At 64.1% G+C, this 17,864-nt stretch carries 18 protein-coding genes; 7 read left to right on the top strand and 11 right to left on the bottom strand.

Going from position 1 to position 17,864, the window contains the following annotated elements; translation table 11 throughout:
- The first annotated feature begins 120 nt into the window (after positions 1-120).
- Together AC04SI_RS06010 and AC04SI_RS06005 are read left to right on the top strand one after the other, a co-directional pair.
- Entirely contained in the window at positions 121-684 is a 564-nt protein-coding gene (locus AC04SI_RS06010) for a peroxidase-related enzyme (protein WP_404278681.1), read from the top strand.
- 122 nt (positions 685-806) lie between these two features.
- The gene (locus AC04SI_RS06005) at positions 807-1,130 is read left to right on the top strand and encodes a YciI family protein (protein ID WP_192181949.1); all 324 of its coding nucleotides are present in this window, start codon (positions 807-809) and stop codon (positions 1,128-1,130) included.
- A gap of 5 nt (positions 1,131-1,135) precedes the next feature.
- Here AC04SI_RS06005 and AC04SI_RS06000 read toward each other — a convergent pair whose 3' ends face one another.
- The gene (locus AC04SI_RS06000) at positions 1,136-1,750 is read right to left on the bottom strand and encodes a LysE family translocator (protein WP_404278678.1); all 615 of its coding nucleotides are present in this window, start codon (positions 1,748-1,750) and stop codon (positions 1,136-1,138) included.
- Between the two features lie 547 nt (positions 1,751-2,297).
- Between AC04SI_RS06000 and AC04SI_RS05995 the strand changes: the two genes are divergently transcribed.
- On the top strand, positions 2,298-2,924 hold the full coding sequence (locus AC04SI_RS05995) for a DUF1062 domain-containing protein (protein ID WP_404278676.1): 627 nt from the start codon (positions 2,298-2,300) through the stop codon (positions 2,922-2,924).
- 42 nt (positions 2,925-2,966) lie between these two features.
- Here the strand turns inward: AC04SI_RS05995 and AC04SI_RS05990 are convergent, their stop codons facing one another.
- The 7 genes from AC04SI_RS05990 to AC04SI_RS05960 all read right to left on the bottom strand — a co-directional run bounded on the left by AC04SI_RS05990 (position 2,967) and on the right by AC04SI_RS05960 (position 9,388).
- Positions 2,967-3,302 carry a hypothetical protein gene (locus tag AC04SI_RS05990; RefSeq protein ID WP_404278674.1) on the bottom strand — a complete coding sequence of 112 codons (336 nt, stop codon included), beginning with the start codon at positions 3,300-3,302 and terminating at the stop codon, positions 2,967-2,969.
- A 119-nt stretch (positions 3,303-3,421) separates the two neighbouring features.
- The gene (locus AC04SI_RS05985) at positions 3,422-4,537 is read right to left on the bottom strand and encodes an ABC transporter substrate-binding protein (protein ID WP_404278672.1); all 1,116 of its coding nucleotides are present in this window, start codon (positions 4,535-4,537) and stop codon (positions 3,422-3,424) included.
- Positions 4,538-4,584: 47 nt separating this feature from the next.
- The gene (locus AC04SI_RS05980; RefSeq protein WP_404278670.1) at positions 4,585-5,634 is read right to left on the bottom strand and encodes an ABC transporter permease; all 1,050 of its coding nucleotides are present in this window, start codon (positions 5,632-5,634) and stop codon (positions 4,585-4,587) included.
- Positions 5,635-5,652: 18 nt separating this feature from the next.
- Positions 5,653-7,149 (bottom strand): sugar ABC transporter ATP-binding protein, encoded by a 1,497-nt coding sequence (locus AC04SI_RS05975; protein WP_404278668.1) that lies wholly within the window; start codon positions 7,147-7,149, stop codon positions 5,653-5,655.
- An 80-nt stretch (positions 7,150-7,229) separates the two neighbouring features.
- Positions 7,230-8,114, bottom strand: a complete 885-nt coding sequence (locus AC04SI_RS05970; protein WP_404278666.1) for an NAD(P)-dependent oxidoreductase — start codon at positions 8,112-8,114, stop codon at positions 7,230-7,232.
- A 1-nt stretch (position 8,115) separates the two neighbouring features.
- Entirely contained in the window at positions 8,116-8,682 is a 567-nt protein-coding gene (locus AC04SI_RS05965; RefSeq protein ID WP_404278664.1) for a gluconokinase, read from the bottom strand.
- A complete protein-coding gene (locus AC04SI_RS05960) occupies positions 8,651-9,388 on the bottom strand; it encodes an SDR family oxidoreductase (protein ID WP_404278779.1) in 738 nt (245 codons plus the stop codon). The genes AC04SI_RS05965 and AC04SI_RS05960 overlap by 32 nt, the downstream gene beginning before the upstream one ends.
- A 176-nt stretch (positions 9,389-9,564) precedes the next feature.
- Here AC04SI_RS05960 and AC04SI_RS05955 point away from each other — a divergent pair, with 176 nt between their 5' ends.
- Both AC04SI_RS05955 and AC04SI_RS05950 read left to right on the top strand, forming a co-directional pair.
- The gene (locus AC04SI_RS05955) at positions 9,565-10,485 is read left to right on the top strand and encodes a 2-hydroxyacid dehydrogenase (protein WP_404278777.1); all 921 of its coding nucleotides are present in this window, start codon (positions 9,565-9,567) and stop codon (positions 10,483-10,485) included.
- Between the two features lie 15 nt (positions 10,486-10,500).
- A complete protein-coding gene (locus AC04SI_RS05950) occupies positions 10,501-11,535 on the top strand; it encodes an L-idonate 5-dehydrogenase (RefSeq protein WP_404278662.1) in 1,035 nt (344 codons plus the stop codon).
- A 15-nt stretch (positions 11,536-11,550) separates the two neighbouring features.
- On the opposite strand, the gene AC04SI_RS05945 is transcribed toward AC04SI_RS05950, so the two are convergent.
- Positions 11,551-12,591, bottom strand: coding sequence for a LacI family DNA-binding transcriptional regulator (locus tag AC04SI_RS05945; RefSeq protein WP_488474006.1), 1,041 nt, complete (start codon positions 12,589-12,591; stop codon positions 11,551-11,553).
- A gap of 234 nt (positions 12,592-12,825) precedes the next feature.
- Here AC04SI_RS05945 and AC04SI_RS05940 point away from each other — a divergent pair, with 234 nt between their 5' ends.
- Entirely contained in the window at positions 12,826-13,752 is a 927-nt protein-coding gene (locus tag AC04SI_RS05940) for an SMP-30/gluconolactonase/LRE family protein (protein WP_404278660.1), read from the top strand.
- Positions 13,753-13,818: 66 nt separating this feature from the next.
- Here the strand turns inward: AC04SI_RS05940 and typA are convergent, their stop codons facing one another.
- A complete protein-coding gene (gene typA / locus AC04SI_RS05935) occupies positions 13,819-15,648 on the bottom strand; it encodes a translational GTPase TypA (protein WP_404278658.1) in 1,830 nt (609 codons plus the stop codon).
- A 196-nt stretch (positions 15,649-15,844) separates the two neighbouring features.
- Here typA and AC04SI_RS05930 point away from each other — a divergent pair, with 196 nt between their 5' ends.
- Positions 15,845-16,123, top strand: coding sequence for a hypothetical protein (locus AC04SI_RS05930; protein ID WP_488474005.1), 279 nt, complete (start codon positions 15,845-15,847; stop codon positions 16,121-16,123).
- 24 nt (positions 16,124-16,147) lie between these two features.
- Here the strand turns inward: AC04SI_RS05930 and AC04SI_RS05925 are convergent, their stop codons facing one another.
- Positions 16,148-17,716 carry an alkaline phosphatase D family protein gene (locus tag AC04SI_RS05925; RefSeq protein ID WP_404278654.1) on the bottom strand — a complete coding sequence of 523 codons (1,569 nt, stop codon included), beginning with the start codon at positions 17,714-17,716 and terminating at the stop codon, positions 16,148-16,150.
- Positions 17,717-17,864: the final 148 nt, after the last annotated feature.

Here is a 17,864-nt window from a genome sequence, read left to right as displayed (position 1 = left end):
GTCATATGCTTTTGCGACTATGGTAGCAGATGACCGGTATTTGGCGACAAAGGTTTGACGGCTTGCGAAGAAATATCGCAGCGCCGAAACTGACCGTCGAACGCATGAGGAGGAATACCGATGACCGGCAAGATTATGGCGCTTGACCTTGCACAGGCGGAGCTGAGCGAGACGACAAAAGCCTACTTCGCCAAATGCGAGGAGAAGCTCGGCCTCGTTCCCAATGTGCTGCTGTCCTATGCCTTCGACGAGAAGAAGCTGCGCGCCTTCACCGATACGTACAACGATCTGATGCTGGGCGACTCCGGCCTGTCGAAGCTGGAGCGCGAGATGATCGCGGTCGTCGTCTCCTCGATCAACCATTGCTACTACTGCCTGACTGCGCATGGCGCGGCCGTGCGCCAGCTTTCCGGCGACCCGACGTTTGGCGAAATGATGGTGATGAACTTCCGCGCCGCCGACCTGTCGGACCGGCAGCGCGCCATGCTCGAATTCGCGGTCAAGCTGACCGAAGAGCCGGCAAAGATCGTCGAGGCCGACCGGGCAGCGTTGCGAAAGGCCGGTTTCTCCGACCGCGACATCTGGGACATCGCTTCGACCGCCGCCTTCTTCAACATGTCGAACCGGGTGGCGGCGGCAATCGACATGCGGCCCAACGACGAATACCACGCCATGGCGCGGTAACGATCTCGCACCGTACATTAGAAGTTACGCATTCTCGTTGCGTGTTCGCCAGTTTGGTCCGATGATCAGCGGGCGGCATGGACCGCATGCCGGTTCGATGCCGCTGATCAAGGGAGGAGAACATGGCGAAGTTTCTCTATGTCTATCATGGCTCGGGCAAGATGCCGACCGACGAGGCCGAGCGGAAGGCCGCAATGGACGCCTGGACCGGCTGGTACGGCAAGCTCGGCTCGGCCGTGGTCGACGGCGGCAATCCGGTCGGCATGTCGAAGATGGTGCTGCCCGGCGGAAAGGTCGAGAACAATGGCGGCAGCAATCCGACCGCCGGTTACACGATCGTCGAAGCGAAGGACATCGACGATGCCGTCGCCAAGGCCAAGGATTGCCCGATCCTGATGGATCCGGCCTTCAGCGTCGAGATCGCGCCGATCATCGAAATGACGTGACGTGTTCAGGAGCGCGCGGCGATTGCAGCAGCGGCGCCGGCCATGGTGCCGGCGCTGATGCGGTTGGCGATCTTCATCGCGCGCTTGCTCTTGAGCAGCTTGCGGGCCTGCGCCGCGGCGAGCACCCAGGCAAGATCGATGGCGACCAGGACTACGGCCATGGTCGCCGTCAGCTCGACCCAACCGACGACGCTGACCGAGGCGAGATCGATGATGGTCGGCAGCAGCGCCAGATAGAACATCATGATCTTGGGATTGCCTAATGTCACCGCTATGCCGGCGAGGAAGAGCTTTGCCGGTGAATCCTCGCGCGGCATCTCGCCTTCCTTCGCCTCGACTGGTGCGGTCCACATCTTCCAGGCCAGATAGACGAGATAGGCGACGCCGATCCATTTCACGATGACGAAAGCGAAATGGAAGGTCTGCGCCACCACCGCCAGCCCGAACACCGCCAGCGACAGCCAGATGCCTTCGCCGATCCACATGGCGAGCAGGAACGGGAACACATCGCGAAACCCCTTGGCGATCACCCGCGCCACAAGGGCGGCGATCGACGGTCCGGGCGAGCCGGCAGCGACGAAGAGAGCGGCGGCAAAGATCATGAGCGACGTGAGCTGCATGGCGGGATCCCTGTTCCGAGGCGGTCGGCCCAAGACTAGCCCAACTGTGGAGGCTGGCAAGGCAAGACAATCGCGTGGGTTGGTGCTGCCCCTCACCCTTACCCTCTCCCCGTAAAAAGCGGGGAGAGGCGCCGCCGACGTTGGAGCTTCTTCCTTCTCCCCGTCGTTCACGGGGAGAAGGTGCCGGCAGGCGGATGAGGGGCAGCGCCGGCGTTTGTGGAATCAGGAGCCTTGCCGGCCCGGCGCTGCGCGGCTAGAAATGCCGCCCCGACACGATTTTCGAGCTTCACTTTGCCTACGTAACCGCCGGTCTCGTCAACTCCCCCGACACAATGCATGGCACCGCATCCGCGGCGCCTGTTTTCATTTCATATGTTCCTCAGGGTGGCGGTTCGAGACCGGTTTGGCACTGCTGAACCGCTGTCGCGCGCGCAAGCCGCCCGTGACGCCTGTTTTCCAATCGCCGCAGCCTCTCGCCACGCCGTGCCCGCATGGGCTCTCGACATCGCCGATCTGACGAACTTCCCGACGGGAAGGGCTTATCGGCATGTCTTCTTACTTGCGTATCCGCTGGGCGATCACGCCCAAAATGGCGCCTCGACCTCTCATCAACTGCAACCGCTGCGGCGGCACCAAGGCGTATCAATGCAGCGGCAAATTCCGCGTCAACGCCAACGGCAAGCGCATCGACGCCTGGCTGATCTACCGCTGCATCGATTGCGACAATTCCTGGAATTTCGGCATTCTGGAGCGCTGCAACCGCCGCGACATCGAACCTGACCTGCTGCAGGGTTTCGAAAGCAACGATCCGGCACTGGCGCGCCGCCATGCCTTCGATGTCGTTGCGCTGCGCAGCCGAACTGGGCGCATCGAGGAATTTCCAGAAGTCGCCGTCCACAAGCAGAGGCTCGGCGATGGACCGAAAGCCGCAACCGCTCTCGAGCTTCGGCTCGCGCTTGAAACGCCAACGTCGTTGCGGCTTGACCGCCTGCTCGCCGGCGAGCTCGGCATCTCCAGGTCGCGCCTTCAGGCGCTGGAGCAGCGGCGCTCGCTGAGCGTCGACTCGGACGGCGCAAAGGCTCTGCGCAAGCCGGTCCGAACCGGAACGGTGGTCCGTATCGATCTGTTCAGCGAACCCGACCGGCAAGCCATCATGACGGCCGCAGGCGGATGAGCCGGCAAGCACGGGAGTACGCGGCCGCATCGCGCGGTAGGATCATCCCGCCGGCGCGTATTCGTTCATATCGAAGACATGGTGGTGAACGCGGCCGGTGAACATCTTCAGCAGTTCGCCGGTCACTTCGCGGCTCTCGAACCGGACCGAGGATTGAAGCGCCCGTTCGCACGTCGCCATGTCGGGATAGCGGATCGCGAGCGCCATGGCGTAGACCGGCGCGCCTTCGTCACGCGCCGCGCCGTCGAGGACGCGGATTTCCTGCGCTCCGGGAAACTGCGTCCACAGCGGCACCAGCCTCTCCTTCACGAAGCGACGAAACTCGGCCTCGCTGCCCGGATGAATCTCGCCCTCGAACAGGGCATAGCGGACGATCATGGTCTCTCCTTGCACGACAGAATTCCGCGGCCGTACGGCGAACAACCGTACGGCCTGTAGGACCGGTTGGATTTGGGTAGGGACGCGGGCGCCTGTCATGCGCCCGCTTCGGTGGATGCCTATTTGCCCCAGATCTTCTTGTACTGGTCGCGATAGCCGTTGTCGGGGTCGAAGGCGTTCTTTGGTCCGCCGTCGAATTCGACATTGTCGGCCGTCACGACATGCAGCGGCGACAGATAGCCGGACCATTTTTCCCCGGCGATGGCGCGGTTCAGCTCGTCGACCAATTGCCAGCCCTGCAGGTTGAGCGGCTCAGCGACCGTGACCTTCTGGAACTGACCGGCGCGGATGCGCTGATAGGCCGATTCCGAACCGTCGCCGGCGGCGACATTGATCGGCGCGTCGGTGCCGGCCTTGCCCGCCGCGGCGAGCGAGGGTCCCATGAAGTCGAAATAGAGGTCGTTGATCGCCAGCGAATGCGTCCAGGCATCGCCGTATTTCTGCAGCAGCGAGGTGGTGAGCTGTGGCATGCGCTGCGACGTCTCGGCGATTGGCGTGTCGACATATTCGAGCACCTTGCCGCCCAGCCGCTCGATCTCGGCCTTCATCTTGTCGGCCTTGGCGATGGCGATGGCATAGGTGGAATCGGTGAAGATGATGACTCCCGGTTTGCCCTTGGCGTCCGCATAGGCCCAGTCGGCGGCGGCCGTGGAAACCTGCATCGCATCGGTCGAGACGTTGGCGAACACGCCGTTCTTGTCGTCGGGTCCGATCACCGGCCCGGCATGCCAGGAAACCAGCGGAATGCCGGCGGCCTTCGCCTGTTCCAGCGCCGGCGCCTGCTCGACCGCGTCGAAGCCGTTGATGACGATGCCGTTCGGCTTCAGCGCCATCGCCTGGCCGAAGGCCGCGGTGCGGCCGCCGATCGAGCCGGCGCCGTCGATCACCTTGACTTCCCAGCCGATCGCCTTGGCCGCCTCTTCAACGCCGGTGGTGACGCCGAGAATACCGCCATTCTTGAGATCGCCGGCGAGCACGACAATGGTCTTGCCTTCCTGCGCCTTTGGACCTGTGGTCGGACCGTCCCAAGCGGTGACCTTCTGGGCGTATTTCTGCACGACCGCCATGGCGTCGGCCATCGCGTCTGCCCGTGCCTGGCCGGCGAACAGGGCCGGTGCGGCGATGGCCACCGCCATCAGGGCGACGGACGATTTCAGGAATGTTCTGCGCTGCATGCTGGGTTCCTCCCTTGGGTTTTTGAAACAGACTGACCGTCCGGTATTCAGCCTCCGGACGGATCTGGTTTGCGGACAATTCCGGCCGCGCCGCGCTTGCGCTGGGCGTAGCCGGCGATGCCGATGGCAACGAGCAGCGTCACGCCGTTGAACAGCGGCTCGACGAAGAATGAGCCGCCGAATTGCTGGATGCCGGAAATGCCGACGGCCAGGATGATGACGCCGGTCATCGTGCCCCAGACGTTGACGCGCCCTGGTTTTATGGTGGTTGAGCCGAGAAAGGCGCCGACCAGTGCCGGCAGAAGATATTCCAGCCCGACGCTGGCCTGGCCGATGCGCAACTTGGACGCCAGCAGCACGCCTGTCAGCGCCGTCAGGAAGCCGGACGAGACGAAGGCCCCGATGACGAAACGGCGCACCGGAATGCCGTTCAGCGCCGCCGCCTTCGGATTGGCGCCGATGGCATAGACATAGCGGCCGATCGGCAGATATTCGAGGATGACCCACAGCGCTACGGCGATTGCCAGCACATAGAGGCCGGTGACCGGCAGCCCGAACACCATCGTCCCGTTGAGCGCATAAAAACCTTCCGGCAGCACGCCGACGACCTGCCTGCCACCCGTGTGCCAAAGCGCCAGCGCATAGAGCACGGTGCCGGTGCCCAGCGTGGCGATGAAGGAGTCGATACGGGCGACCTCGACCAGCAGGCCGTTGAGGAAGCCGGTCGCGGCGCCGAGCAAAAGCACGATCAGCACCGCCAGCGGCCAGGGAATGCCGAACATGGTCTGCAGGCTGATCGCCAGGATGTGCCACAGCACGATGCCGTAGCCGACGGTCAGATCAATGCGACCTGAGGCCATCGGGATCATGGCCGCCAGCGAGAGCAGCGCGATGATCGCCTTGTCGGAGATGATCGAGCGCAAATTGAGCAGCGTCGGAAATGTATTCGGCAAAAGAATCGAAAACAACAGGATCAGCAACACGGTCAGGATCACCAGGCCGTAGACCGGCAGCAGCCGGGTGATCTTCTGCCGTGCCGGCAGGCTGGCCATTTCACCGCGGGTCGGCTCGAGTGCGCTGGATTCGATCGATGGCATGGAGATCCTCCGGGACAGTCAGGCGGCTTCGGAAGCCGATGCCGCGGTGATCACCGCGGACGTGGTCAGTTCGGGTCCAGTGAGTTCGCGCACGATCCGGCCGCGCGAAAACACCAAAGCGCGATGGCAGATATGGGCGATCTCCTCGAAGTCGGTCGACACCACGACGACGGCGAGGCCAGCTTCGAGCGCGCGGCCGATCAGCCGGTAGATCTCGGCCTTGGCGCCGACATCGACGCCGGCGGTCGGGTCTTCGGCGATCAGCAGCTTGCGGCCGGTATGCAGCCAGCGACCGACCACCACCTTCTGCTGGTTGCCGCCCGACAGTGACTCGATCGGCAGGCTCGGATCATTGGGACGCAGCCCGACCGATCCGCCGATCTCGCGCGCCAGCGCGGCCTCCTTGTAAGGCGCCAGGAACGAGAACAGGCCGCGCTTGCCGGCGCCGGGATTGAGAAAGCTGTTCTCGCGGATCGACAGTGAAGCGGCGATCGATTCCTCGGTCCGGTCGCGCGCGATCAGGCCGACGCCGGAGCCCATGGCGGCGATCGGGCTCGACAAATCGGGCACGACGCCGTTGATCGTCACCGAACCGGAAAAGCCCTGGCAGCCGAACAGCGCCCGGCCGACCAGTTCCTGCCCGGCGCCGCGCAGGCCGACGAGGCCGAGCAACTCGCCCATGCGCACGTCGAACGACACCGGCCCGGCCCCGGCGCAGACGAGGTCGCGGACAGCACACACCGTCTCGCCGGCCTGCGTCTCTGCCTTGGTGAAGACCTGGCTGACCGGGCGGCCGACGATCATCTCGACCAGTTCGTCCGGTCTGGTGTCGGCGACCTTCTTTTGACCGACCAGCCGACCGTCGCGCAGCACGGCGACGCGATCGGCGATGCGGAAAATCTCGTCGAGGCGATGCGAGACATAGATCATGCCGACGCCACGCTGCTTGAGCGGGCGGATGGCGTCAAACAGGCGATCGACCTCGTCGGCGGGCAGGCTGGCGGTCGGTTCGTCGAGCACCAGCACATCGGCCTCGGTGGCCAAGGCGCGCGCGATGGCGACCAGTGATTTCTCGGTACGGGTCAGGTCCTGGACCCGCGTCGTCGGATCGAAATCGCAGCCGACGAGCTTTAGCGCCTCGCGTGCCCGTTCTTCGGTGGTGCGCCAGTCGATGAGGCCCGAGCGCAGCGAAAATCCCTGGGCGAGGCCGACGTTCTCGCCGACGGTCATCCATTCGATAAGGCCGAGATCCTGGTGAATGAAGGCGACGGGTTGGCGCTGGTTCGGCTGCGGCGGGCGGTGGTGATAGGGCTCGCCGCGAAACAGGATGCTGCCGCCATCCGGCCGGTAGATGCCGGCAAGCGTCTTGATCAGCGTCGACTTGCCGGCGCCGTTCTCGCCGAGCAGCGCGAGGATCTCGCCCTTGCCGAGATCGAGCGACACGTCGGAGAGCGCGCGGGTGCCGCCGAACTCCTTGGTAATCGACTTGAACTCGATCAGTTTCTCTGCGGCCAAAACGCGTTCCTCCCGAGATCGCCAAATGATGTTATCGATAACATTTCTGAGCGTCAAGCAACAAAATCAGGGGGCCCCGATCAGCCGATCTTGCCGTCGAGCAGGCGCATCATTTCGGCCGAATCCTTCGGCCCCAGGCCAGCCGCGCAAAGCAGGCGGTGAATCTCGACAAGCTGGCCAGTCATCGGCAACGGCGTCTTGGTCTTCAGCGCAAATGACTGCAAAGAATCCAGGTCCTTCAGCATGTTGTCGATGCGGCCGGTCGGCGAGAAATCGCGGGCGGCGAACTTTGCCATGAACTCCTGCATGATGCTGGAATCGGCACGGCCGCCCTTGAGTGCGGCGGGGATCACCTTGGGATCGACGCCGCCGGCTTCGGCGAGCTTCACCGCCTCGGCAACCGCCTGGAACTGAACCGCGCAAAAAAGCTGGTTGATCAGCTTCGTCGTCTGGCCGGCGCCGCTTGGCCCCATCAGCGTGTAGTTGGCGCAAAGGTGCTGCATCACCGTGCGGGCGCGTTCGAAGTCTGCCGTTTCGCCGCCTGCCATAACCGTCAAGCGGCCGCCGAGCGCACCGGGAACGCCGCCTGAAAGCGGGCAGTCGACCCATTTCATGCCGGTCTCGGCCGCTAGTTTCTTGGCCATCTGCGCGGTGTCGGCTGGGTCGATCGACGACATGTCGATCAAGAGCTTCTCCGGCGAAGCAGCAGTCGCGACGCCGTCGTCGCCGAACACCACTGAACGCACGATATCGGCATGGTTGAGGCTGAGGATGACGAAGTCGTTCGCCCGCACTGCCTCGGCGACCGACGCGGCGGCGGCAGCGCCTTTTGCGGCGAGCGCGGCGACCTTGACCTTGTCGAGATCGAACACCGTGACCGTCTGCTTGGTTTCGATCAGCCGGGTGGCGATTGCCGATCCCATGATGCCGGCGCCGACAAGGGCGACCTTTGCTGCTTGCGTCATCTCAACGTGCCTCTTTCCTGGTCCTGGCAGCGGGTGCGGCGCCAAGCCCGTTCAGCGCCCGATCGACGATCCTGTCGACCGGAGCATCGATGTCGACAGTGACCACCAGCTCCTCGCCGGCCGGATTTTCCAGCGCGGCGAGCTGACTGTCGAGCAAGGCCGGCGGAAAGAAGTGCCCGCGGCGGTCGGCCATCCTGGCCTGCAGGACACTGCGCGACCCCTGAAGGAATACGAAGAACACAGGCCCGCCCGCCGCATGGCGAAGCCGGTCGCGATAGGATTTCTTCAGCGCTGAGCAGCTCACGACGAGCCCGCTTCCCTCCTCATGCGCTAGGCGCAAGGCGGCGCCCACCAGATCGAGCCAGGGCCAGCGGTCGTCGTCAGAGAGCGGGATGCCCAGTGACATTTTCTCGACATTGCCGCGCGGGTGCAGCGTGTCGCCCTCGACGAAGCTAAAGCCTAGCCGCGCGGCGATGTCGATGCCGACGCTGGTCTTGCCGCAGCCGCTGACGCCCATCACGACGATGAGCGAAGCCTCAAAGGCAGGTTGTGATGCCGCCATCGACATAGAGCGTGTGTCCGTTGACAAAGGATGAGGCCGGGCCGGCCAGGAACACCGCCGCGCCGACCAGTTCGCCGACATCGCCCCAGCGCCCAGCCGGTGTACGGTTGGTTAGCCAGGCCGAGAATTCGGGATTGTCGACCAGCGCCTGGTTGAGCGGCGTCTTGAAATAGCCCGGTGCGATGGCATTGACCTGCAGCCCGTGCTTGGCCCAGTCCGCGCACATGCCGCGCGTCAGATTGCGCACGGCGCCCTTCGTCGCCGTGTAGGGCGCGATGTTCGCTCGCGCCAGTTCGCTTTGCACCGAAGCGATGTTGATGATCTTGCCGCGCTTGCGCGGGATCATGTGCCGCGCCACCGCCTGGCCGACGAAGAAGACGCTCGAAATGTTGGTGCGCAGCAATTCGTCCCATTTGTCGACGGGAAAATCCTCGAGCGGCGTGCGGAACTGCATGCCGGCATTGTTGATGAGGATATCGATGGCGCCGATGGTGGTTTCGATCTCTTCGACACCTTTGGCGACCGCCGCGTGATCGGTCACATCAAAGACCGCGCCATGCGCCCTGTGCCCCTTGGCCATCAGCGTCTCGACGGCGGCCGCGACCTTTTCGGCGCCGCGCCCGTTGAGCACGATCTCGGCGCCGTGCTGCGCCAGCCCTTCCGCCAGCGCCAGGCCGATGCCCTGCCCCGAGCCGGTAACCAAAGCCCGCATGCCGGACAAATTGAACAAAGAACCGCTCACCTGCTCCTCCTGAGGACATGTCGCCTGAAGCGGATACGATTTCCGCCGCGCCACCGCCAGTGCCTATTGACATGAATGTTATCGATAACATAGTCAATGGAAAAATTGCCGCTGCTGGAGGAGACGACGCCGTGACCGAGATCTTGATGACCGGCCCCTACCCGGATTGGGACATGGCGGACCTGGAAGCGAGATATCGCGTCCACAAGCTGTGGCAGGTCGAGGACAAGGACGCGCTGATTGCAAGCCACGCCGGCGCAATCCGCGCCATCGCGACACGCGGCGAGCTCGGCGCGAGTGCCGCATTGATGGCAAAGCTGCCGAAGCTGGAGATCGTCTCCTGCTATGGTGTCGGCACCGATGCCATCGACCTTGCCTATGCCAGGGAAAACAGCATCCGCGTCACCAACACGCCCGACGTGCTGACCGAGGACGTGGCCGATATCGGCATCGGGCTGCTGCTCGCCGTGGCGCGCAAGATCCCGCAGGCCGACGCCCATGTGCGCAATAACAGCTGGCGCAAGGGCAACATGCCGCTGGTCACGCGCGTCTGCGGAAAAAAGCTTGGCATTGTCGGCATGGGCCGCGTCGGCGCCGCGGTGGCCAGGCGTGCGGCGGCCTTCGATTGCACCATCGCCTATTTCGACCGGAATGAGCGCGACGACCTGCCCTACGCATTCATCGGTGATCTGGTCGAGCTGGCGCGGCAGAGCGAATTCCTGATCGTGACGCTCGCCGGCGGTGACAGCACCAGGCACATAATCGATGCGGCGATTCTCGCCGCGCTCGGAGCGGACGGCATCCTGATCAACATTTCGCGCGGCAGCACGGTCGACGAGACCGCTTTGCTCGCCGCCCTGGAAACCGGCGCCATCAAGGGCGCCGGACTCGACGTGTTCTGGAACGAGCCGACCATCGACGAGCGCTTCCTGCGGCTTGCCAATGTCGTGCTACAACCGCACCACGCCAGCGGCACGGTGGAGACCCGCAAGGCCATGGGCCAGCTCGTGCGCGACAATCTTGCCGCCCATTTCAGCGGCCAGTCCTTGCTGACGCCGGTGGTTTGAGAAAGGATCGTGGCCATGAAGTCGATCGTCATCCACGCGGCAAAGGACCTGCGGATCGAAGAGACCGAGCCGGGCATGCTTGGCGCCGGACAGGTCGAGATCGCTGTCGAGGCCGGCGGCATATGCGGCTCGGACCTACATTATTACAACCATGGCGGCTTCGGCGTGGTTCGCCTTCGCGAGCCGATGATCCTCGGCCACGAGGTCGCCGGCACGGTGAAGGCGCTTGGCGCCGGCGTCTCGAGCCTCGCCGTCGGCGACCGCGTCGCCATCTCGCCCAGCCGACCCTGCAATGCCTGCCGCTACTGCCTGCAGGGCATGCAGAACCAATGCCTCAACATGCGTTTCTACGGCAGCGCCATGCCGATGCCGCATATCCAGGGCGCCTTCCGCCAGCGCCTCGTCGCAGAAGCATGGCAATGCCACAAGATCGCCGACCATGTCTCCATCAACGAGGCTGCTTTCGCCGAGCCCTTCGCGGTCACGCTGCATGCCGTGAACCGCGCCGGCTCGCTGCTTGGCAAACGGGTCCTGGTCACCGGCTGCGGCCCGATCGGCGCGCTGTGCATCCTCGCCGCACGCGCCCATGGCGCGCGCGAGATCGTCGCCACCGATGTCATGGACGGCGTGCTGGCCAAGGCTAGTGAGATCGGCGCCGACCGCACCATCAATGTCGCCACCGACGGCGACAAGCTCGCCGCCTACAATGCCGACAAGGGCAGTTTCGACGTAATGTTCGAGGCCTCCGGCAACGAGCGCGCGGTGTGGGCGGGGCTCGATGTCCTGAAGCCGCGCGGCGTGCTCATGCAGCTCGGCCTTGGCGGCGATGTGTCGCTGCCGCAGAATCAGATCGTCGCCAAGGAAATCGAGATGCGCGGCAGCTTCCGCTTCCACGACGAGTTCGCCCTTGCCGTCGACCTGATCAATCGCCGTCGCGTGGACGTCAAGCCGCTGCTGACCGGCATCTATCCGATGGACGAGGCGGTCGCGGCGTTCGAAATCGCCGGCGACCGCAACAAATCGATGAAAGTCCAGATCGCATTTAGCTAGAGCATGATAGCGAAATCAGGTGCTCTCGCGCTCGACGATGCGATAACTGGTCAGGACGATTTCCTGCCCGCGCTGCTTCTCGCCGCCGCGGATAAGCTGGATCAGCCGGCGCGCCGCTTCGCGGCCGATGCCGTAGCAATCGACATTCACGGTGGTGATGCCGGGATGGCAGAAGGCGGCAACCTCATAGTCGCCGAAGCCGGCAATGGCGATGTCCTGCGGCACCCGCATGCCCCGGCGCTTGCATTCCATCAGCGCGCCGAAGGCCGAAAGATCCGATACGCACAGCACCGCCTCGGTGTCGGGCCAGCGCTCGAGCATGGAGACGACGGCCTGGCCGCCCTGCTCGATGGAGATGGGCGGCACACCGAAGGAAACCAGCCGGCCCGGCGGCAGGCCGAGCTCCTCGATGGCCCTGACAAAACCCTCGCGCCGCTGGCTGCCGCGCGTATCGCGCGACGTCGTGCCGCCGATATAGCCGAACTTGCGGTAGCCTTTTCTGGCCAGCGTCTTGACCAGCAGCCCCATCGCTTCTTCGTTGGAGAACCCGACCACCTGGTCGATGGGCTTGGCCGGCAATTCCCAGGTTTCGACCACCGGGATGCCGGCGCTCTCCAGCAGCCGGCGGGCGCGGTCGGTATGGGCGCCGCCGGTCAGGATGATGCCTTCCGGCCGTCGCCGCAGCATCGCCTCGATCAGCCTCTCTTCCTTCTCGACGGTGTAGTCGGTGTAACCGAGCAGCAGCTGCAGCCCGGTGCTCTCCAACTCGTCGGTGATTCCGCGCGCCGTGTCGGCGAAGTTCGAATTGTTGATCGAGGGAACGATCGCCGCGACGAAGCCGGTCTTGCGCGACGACAGGCTGCCGGCCGACTGGTCGAGCACGTAACCGAGCTCGTTGACGGCGGCCATGATCTTTTCACGCGTCGCCTTGGAGACACGGCTGCCTTCCTTCAGCGCCCGCGAGACCGTCATTGCGGACACACCGGCCCGCTCGGCCACGTCGGCCATCGTCGGCGTCTGGTTCTCCCCCGGTCTCGGCGATGCTGCCCTGCCCATCAGTGTTCCTCGCAAGCCGCCGGCGTCGACCCGGTCCAGACGGATGCCGGGCCACTGGACGGCGGCTGCATCGGGCGTCCGGCGTCGTTCATGCATCCCCCTTGGAAATCGGATTGTGTTAGGTATGTTATCGATATCACATCGATCTGACAACAACCACGCCGCGAAGTTCGATCCCGAATTAGCAAAGCGCGCGGCGCCGGGAAAGTGAAACGCGGCAGAGAGGCAATCGGAATGTTCGGAGAAATCGAGGGTACGGGATTCGAGGTGCTGGATCCGCGCTTTGCCAGCTGCTTCGTCGGCCATGCACGGGTCGAGCGGCTGTGGACGGGTGGACGCTGGCACGAAGGGCCGGCGTGGTTCGCGCCGGGCCGCTATCTGGTCTGGTCCGACATTCCCAACAACCGCATGATGCGCTGGGACGAGACCACAGGCGCCGTCTCGGTGTTTCGCCAGCCCGCCAACAACTCGAACGGCAACACGGTCGACCGGCAAGGGCGGCTCGTCACCTGCGAGCACCTGATGCGGCGGGTGACGCGCACCGAATTCGACGGGTCGGTGACGGTGATCGCCGACCGCTTCGAAGGCAGGCGCTTCAATTCGCCCAACGATGTCGTGGTGGCGAGCGACGGCGCAATCTGGTTCACCGATCCGTCCTACGGCATCATGCACGACTATGAGGGCGAGTATGGCGAGGAGGAAATCGGCGGCTGCCACGTCTACCGGGCCGGCCCCGCGAGCGGTGAGGTGATGCGTGTCGCCGATGATTTCGCCAAGCCGAACGGCCTCGCCTTTTCACCCGACGAAACGCTTCTCTATGTCGCCGACACCGGCGCCTCGCATCTGCCGGACGGGCCGCGCCACATCCGCCGCTTCAGGGTCGGCGATGACGGCAGGCTGAGCGGCGGCGAGGTTTTTGCCCAATGCACGAACGGGTTGTTCGACGGGTTCCGCGTCGACACCAAGGGGCGCCTCTGGTGCAGCGCAGGCGACGGCGTCCATTGCTACGATCCGGACGGAACGCTGATCGGCAAGGTCCACATCCCCGAAGCCGTCTCCAACCTGACCTTCGGCGGTGCCCGCCGAAACCGGCTCTTCATCACCGCGACGACATCGCTGTACGCGGTCTACGTCACCGCAAACGGTTCAACGCTGGGGTAACGGCAGACAAAACAAAGGGAGGGAGCACGCGCGTGCTCCCTCCCTGAAAATGCTTCGACGAAAAACTTACGCCGCGCCGACCACCTTGGCCGACTTCTCGAAACGCTTGCGCTCGTTCGGGTCGAGATAGAGCTTGCGCAGCCGGATGGTCTTCGGCGTCACCTCGACCAACTCGTCGTCCTGGATCCAGGCCAGCGCACGCTCCAGCGTCATGCGGATCGGCGGCGTCAGCTTGACAGCCTCGTCCTTGCCGGCGGCACGGATATTGGTCAGCTTCTTGCCCTTCAGCACGTTCACTTCGAGGTCATTGTCGCGGCTGTGGATGCCGATGATCATGCCCTGATAGACCTTGACGCCCGGATCGATGACCATCGGGCCGCGGTCTTCCAGGTTCCACATGGCGTAGGCCACCGCCTCGCCCTGTTCGTTGGAGATCAGCACACCGTTGGTGCGGCCCGGCAATTCGCCCTTGTAGGGCTGATAGGCGTGGAACAGCCGGTTCATCACGGCGGTGCCGCGCGTATCGGTCAGCAGCTCCGACTGGTAGCCGATCAGTCCGCGTGTCGGCGCGTGGAAGACAATGCGCTGGCGGTTACCGCCGGACGGGCGCAGTTCGACCATCTCGGCTTTGCGCTCCGACATCTTCTGCACGACGATGCCGGCATGCTCCTCATCGACGTCGATGACGACTTCCTCGACCGGCTCCAGCAATTCGCCATTGTCGCCGTTCTGCATGACGACGCGCGGCCGCGACACGGCGATCTCAAAACCTTCGCGGCGCATCGTCTCGATCAGCACGGCCAACTGCAATTCGCCGCGCCCGGAAACGAAGAACGAATCCTTGTCGGGCGATTCCTCGATCTTCAGCGCGACATTGCCTTCGGCTTCGCGCAGCAGGCGGTCGCGGATGACGCGACTGGTCACCTTGTCGCCTTCGGTGCCGGCCAGCGGTGAATCGTTGACGAGGAACGACATCGTCACCGTCGGCGGATCGATCGGCTGCGCATGCAGCGGCTCGGTCACCGCCGGGTCGCAGAACGTGTCGGCGACAGTGCCCTTCGACAGGCCCGCAATGGCGACGATGTCACCCGCCTGCGCTTCCTCGATCGGTTGGCGCTCGAGGCCTCGGAATGCGAGGATCTTGGAGATACGGCCAGTTTCGACCAGCGTGCCGTCATGGTGCAGCACCTTGACCGGCTGGTTGGATTTCAACGTGCCGGATTCGATGCGGCCGGTGATGATGCGACCGAGGAAGGGATTGGCTTCCAGGATGGTGCCGATCATGCGGAACGGGCCGGGATGCACGGTCGGCGCCGGCACATGCTTGATGACGAGGTCGAACAGCGGCGCCAGGCCCTGGTCCTTCGGGCCCTCGGGGTTTTCCGAGACCCAGCCGTCGCGGCCTGAACCGTACAGAATGGGGAAGTCGAGCTGCTCGTCGGTGGCGTCGAGTGCGGCAAACAGGTCGAACACCTCGTTGACCACCTCGACATGGCGGGCATCCGGCCGGTCGATCTTGTTGATGACGACGATCGGCTTCAGCCCGACTTTGAGCGCCTTGCCGACGACGAACTTGGTCTGCGGCATCGGCCCTTCGGCGGCGTCGACCAGCACGATGGCTGAATCCACCATCGACAGGATGCGCTCGACCTCGCCGCCGAAGTCGGCGTGGCCGGGGGTGTCGACGATGTTGATGCGGGTGTCCTTCCAGTCGACCGAGGTCGCCTTGGCCAGGATGGTGATGCCGCGTTCCTTTTCGAGGTCGTTGGAATCCATGGCGCGCTCGGCGACGCGCTGGTTGTCGCGGAAGGAGCCGGACTGCCTCAGAAGCTGGTCGACGAGGGTGGTTTTTCCATGGTCGACGTGCGCGATGATCGCGATATTACGAATTTTCATTTTACGGTCTCGGGAGCGTTGCAGGCAGCAGGCCCAAAGGCGCAGCCTCTTTCGGTTGCGCGGCTCATACAGGGTTTTTCGCATTTGCGAAAGAGGAGGCTCGTCACCAAATACTCATCAAATCTTAAACATCCGCGTGTGAAATGATTCTGTTAACCAAGGCGGAACCTTTCGGGGTCCGGGCAGTTCGAACGTCATGACCGATCAAGTCAGCAAATTCCGGCCGATTCTCGCTTGGGCGGCGCTCGCCGTCGTACTTGCGGCAAGTGGTGCGCAGTCCGCCGCGACGCTCAAGGGAAATCCTGCCTTGCCGTCCGACACGCAGACGGCCGAACAGCTCTACGCCGACGCTCCCGATGGCGTCGATCCCATGGTGACCGGCCCGGTCAGCGCCGCCTTCAAGCAACAGCAGAAGGCCGCCGGCTGCGACAGTGCGGTCTGGCCGAAGATTCCCGTCGCCTGCTATCCGGATTGACGACCGCCGCCTGCGGCCGGTCGCTTACGCCGACCGCACCGGATCGAGCGTCACCTTGTAGAGCTCGTTGTCGTCACGATCCATCAGCCGCACCGTCATCTGTTCGCTGGCGCCGTTGATGTCGACGAGGCCGAAGAACTGCAGGCCGGCCGACGGCGGCAGGTTCTGGCCCTGTTCGGCGGTCGGCGCCTTGATGAATTTCAGCTCCGGCCCGAAGGTCATGTCAAAACCATTGGGGCCGAACGTGCCGGCGTGGATCGGGCCGGAGACGAATTCCCAGAACGGGTTGAAATCCTGGAATTGTGCCTTGTCCGGGTTGTAGTAATGCGCCGCCGTGTAGTGCACGTCGGCGGTCAGCCACACCGTGTTGCTGATGCTGGCATTCTTGATGTAGCGCAGCAGGTCGGCGATCTCGAGCTCGCGACCCTTTGGCGCACCATTGTCGCCATTGCTGACCGCTTCGGCGCCGGCCTTCTTGGTGCCGTCGTCCCAGACGACGAGGCCGAGCGGCATGTCGGCGGCGATGATCTTCCAGGTCGCGTTGGAGTTGGCCAACTCGCGCTTCAGCCATTTCGTCTGCTGTTCGCCAAGCATGCGCGACTGCGGCGTCATCGTGTCCTGCATGTCCGGGCCGTTGGGGCCGCGATAGGAACGCATGTCGAGGAAGAACACGTCGAGCAGCGGTCCGTAGGCGATCTTGCGATAGACGCGGCCGGGCTCGGACGGCTCGTAGCGGATCGTCGTCATCTCATGGAAGGCGCGCGCAGCGCGGGCCGCCAGCACATGGATGGACTTTTCCGAATAGCGGTTGTCGGCGCTCAAATCCTTCGAATCCGACCAGTTGTTCAGCACCTCATGGTCATCCCACTGGTAGAAGGTCGGGCAGATGGCGCTGAGGCCGAGCACATGTCTGTCCATCATGTTGTACTTCCACTGGTCCCGGTATTCGTCGAGCGTCTCGGCCACCTTGCGCTTGCCGTCGATGAGCACGACGTTCTTCCACTTGCCGCCGCCGGGCAGGTCGACCTCGTCCTTCATCGCGCCGTCGGCATAGATGGTATCGCCGGAATGCAGGAAGAAGTCGGGCGTGTGCTTGCCGATCGTGGCGTAGGTCTTCATGCCGGTCTCGTCGATGCCCCAGCCTTGGCCGGCGGTATCGCCCGACCAGGCGAACTTGATGTCGCGCTTGGAGGCCGGTGCCGTGCGGAAGCGCCCGACGATAGGTTCGGAGACGGCGTTGATGTCGGCGAGATCGGCGGCGATCATGCGGTAGAAAATGTCCTGGTCGGAAGCAAGCTCGGTGAGCAGCCGCTTCACCGTGTAGTCGCTGGCCGGCGAGGTATCGAGCGGCGCCAGCCGCGTCGCATTGGCGAAATTCTCCGTCGTCGAGACTTCGAACATGACGCGCGACGGACGGTCGGTGCGCGTCCAAACCATGCCGCTGGCGGCGTCGACGTCGCCCGACTGGACGCCATGGGTGAAGCCCGGCCGCTGATTGGCGCGCGAATAATAGGGCATCGCGAGGCCCGAGGCGCCGACCAGGCCAAGGGCGCTGGCGGAAGTGACGAAAGCGCGGCGGGAAATTGTGTTCATGGCTGTCTCCTGGATGGCTGCGAACGGTGCCACCAAGGTCCAGCCTCAATGTTTCAGGCGCATCTCGGAACCATGAAGGTTTCGTAACAGTGAACAGGCCTCTTCCCTTCTCCTCCTGTGGGAGAAGGGAGAGCCTAGCCCAGCCGCC

This window comes from Mesorhizobium sp. CNPSo 4689 (genome assembly GCF_057784325.1).
The sequence above is the reverse complement of the archived record's forward strand: the minus strand, read 5'-3'. Positions and strand labels throughout refer to the sequence as shown.

Coding starts and splice junctions, on each gene's coding strand:
- AC04SI_RS06010 (WP_404278681.1), top strand. CDS start 121: ATGACCGGCAAGATTATGGCGCTTGACCTTGCACAGGCGGAGCTGAGC.
- AC04SI_RS06005 (WP_192181949.1), top strand. CDS start 807: ATGGCGAAGTTTCTCTATGTCTATCATGGCTCGGGCAAGATGCCGACC.
- AC04SI_RS06000 (WP_404278678.1), bottom strand. CDS start 1,750: ATGCAGCTCACGTCGCTCATGATCTTTGCCGCCGCTCTCTTCGTCGCT.
- AC04SI_RS05995 (WP_404278676.1), top strand. CDS start 2,298: ATGTCTTCTTACTTGCGTATCCGCTGGGCGATCACGCCCAAAATGGCG.
- AC04SI_RS05990 (WP_404278674.1), bottom strand. CDS start 3,302: ATGATCGTCCGCTATGCCCTGTTCGAGGGCGAGATTCATCCGGGCAGC.
- AC04SI_RS05985 (WP_404278672.1), bottom strand. CDS start 4,537: ATGCAGCGCAGAACATTCCTGAAATCGTCCGTCGCCCTGATGGCGGTG.
- AC04SI_RS05980 (WP_404278670.1), bottom strand. CDS start 5,634: ATGCCATCGATCGAATCCAGCGCACTCGAGCCGACCCGCGGTGAAATG.
- AC04SI_RS05970 (WP_404278666.1), bottom strand. CDS start 8,114: ATGACGCAAGCAGCAAAGGTCGCCCTTGTCGGCGCCGGCATCATGGGA.
- AC04SI_RS05965 (WP_404278664.1), bottom strand. CDS start 8,682: ATGTCGATGGCGGCATCACAACCTGCCTTTGAGGCTTCGCTCATCGTC.
- AC04SI_RS05960 (WP_404278779.1), bottom strand. CDS start 9,388: ATGCGGGCTTTGGTTACCGGCTCGGGGCAGGGCATCGGCCTGGCGCTG.
- AC04SI_RS05955 (WP_404278777.1), top strand. CDS start 9,565: ATGACCGGCCCCTACCCGGATTGGGACATGGCGGACCTGGAAGCGAGA.
- AC04SI_RS05950 (WP_404278662.1), top strand. CDS start 10,501: ATGAAGTCGATCGTCATCCACGCGGCAAAGGACCTGCGGATCGAAGAG.
- AC04SI_RS05945 (WP_488474006.1), bottom strand. CDS start 12,591: ATGGGCAGGGCAGCATCGCCGAGACCGGGGGAGAACCAGACGCCGACG.
- AC04SI_RS05940 (WP_404278660.1), top strand. CDS start 12,826: ATGTTCGGAGAAATCGAGGGTACGGGATTCGAGGTGCTGGATCCGCGC.
- typA (WP_404278658.1), bottom strand. CDS start 15,648: ATGAAAATTCGTAATATCGCGATCATCGCGCACGTCGACCATGGAAAA.
- AC04SI_RS05930 (WP_488474005.1), top strand. CDS start 15,845: ATGACCGATCAAGTCAGCAAATTCCGGCCGATTCTCGCTTGGGCGGCG.
- AC04SI_RS05925 (WP_404278654.1), bottom strand. CDS start 17,716: ATGAACACAATTTCCCGCCGCGCTTTCGTCACTTCCGCCAGCGCCCTT.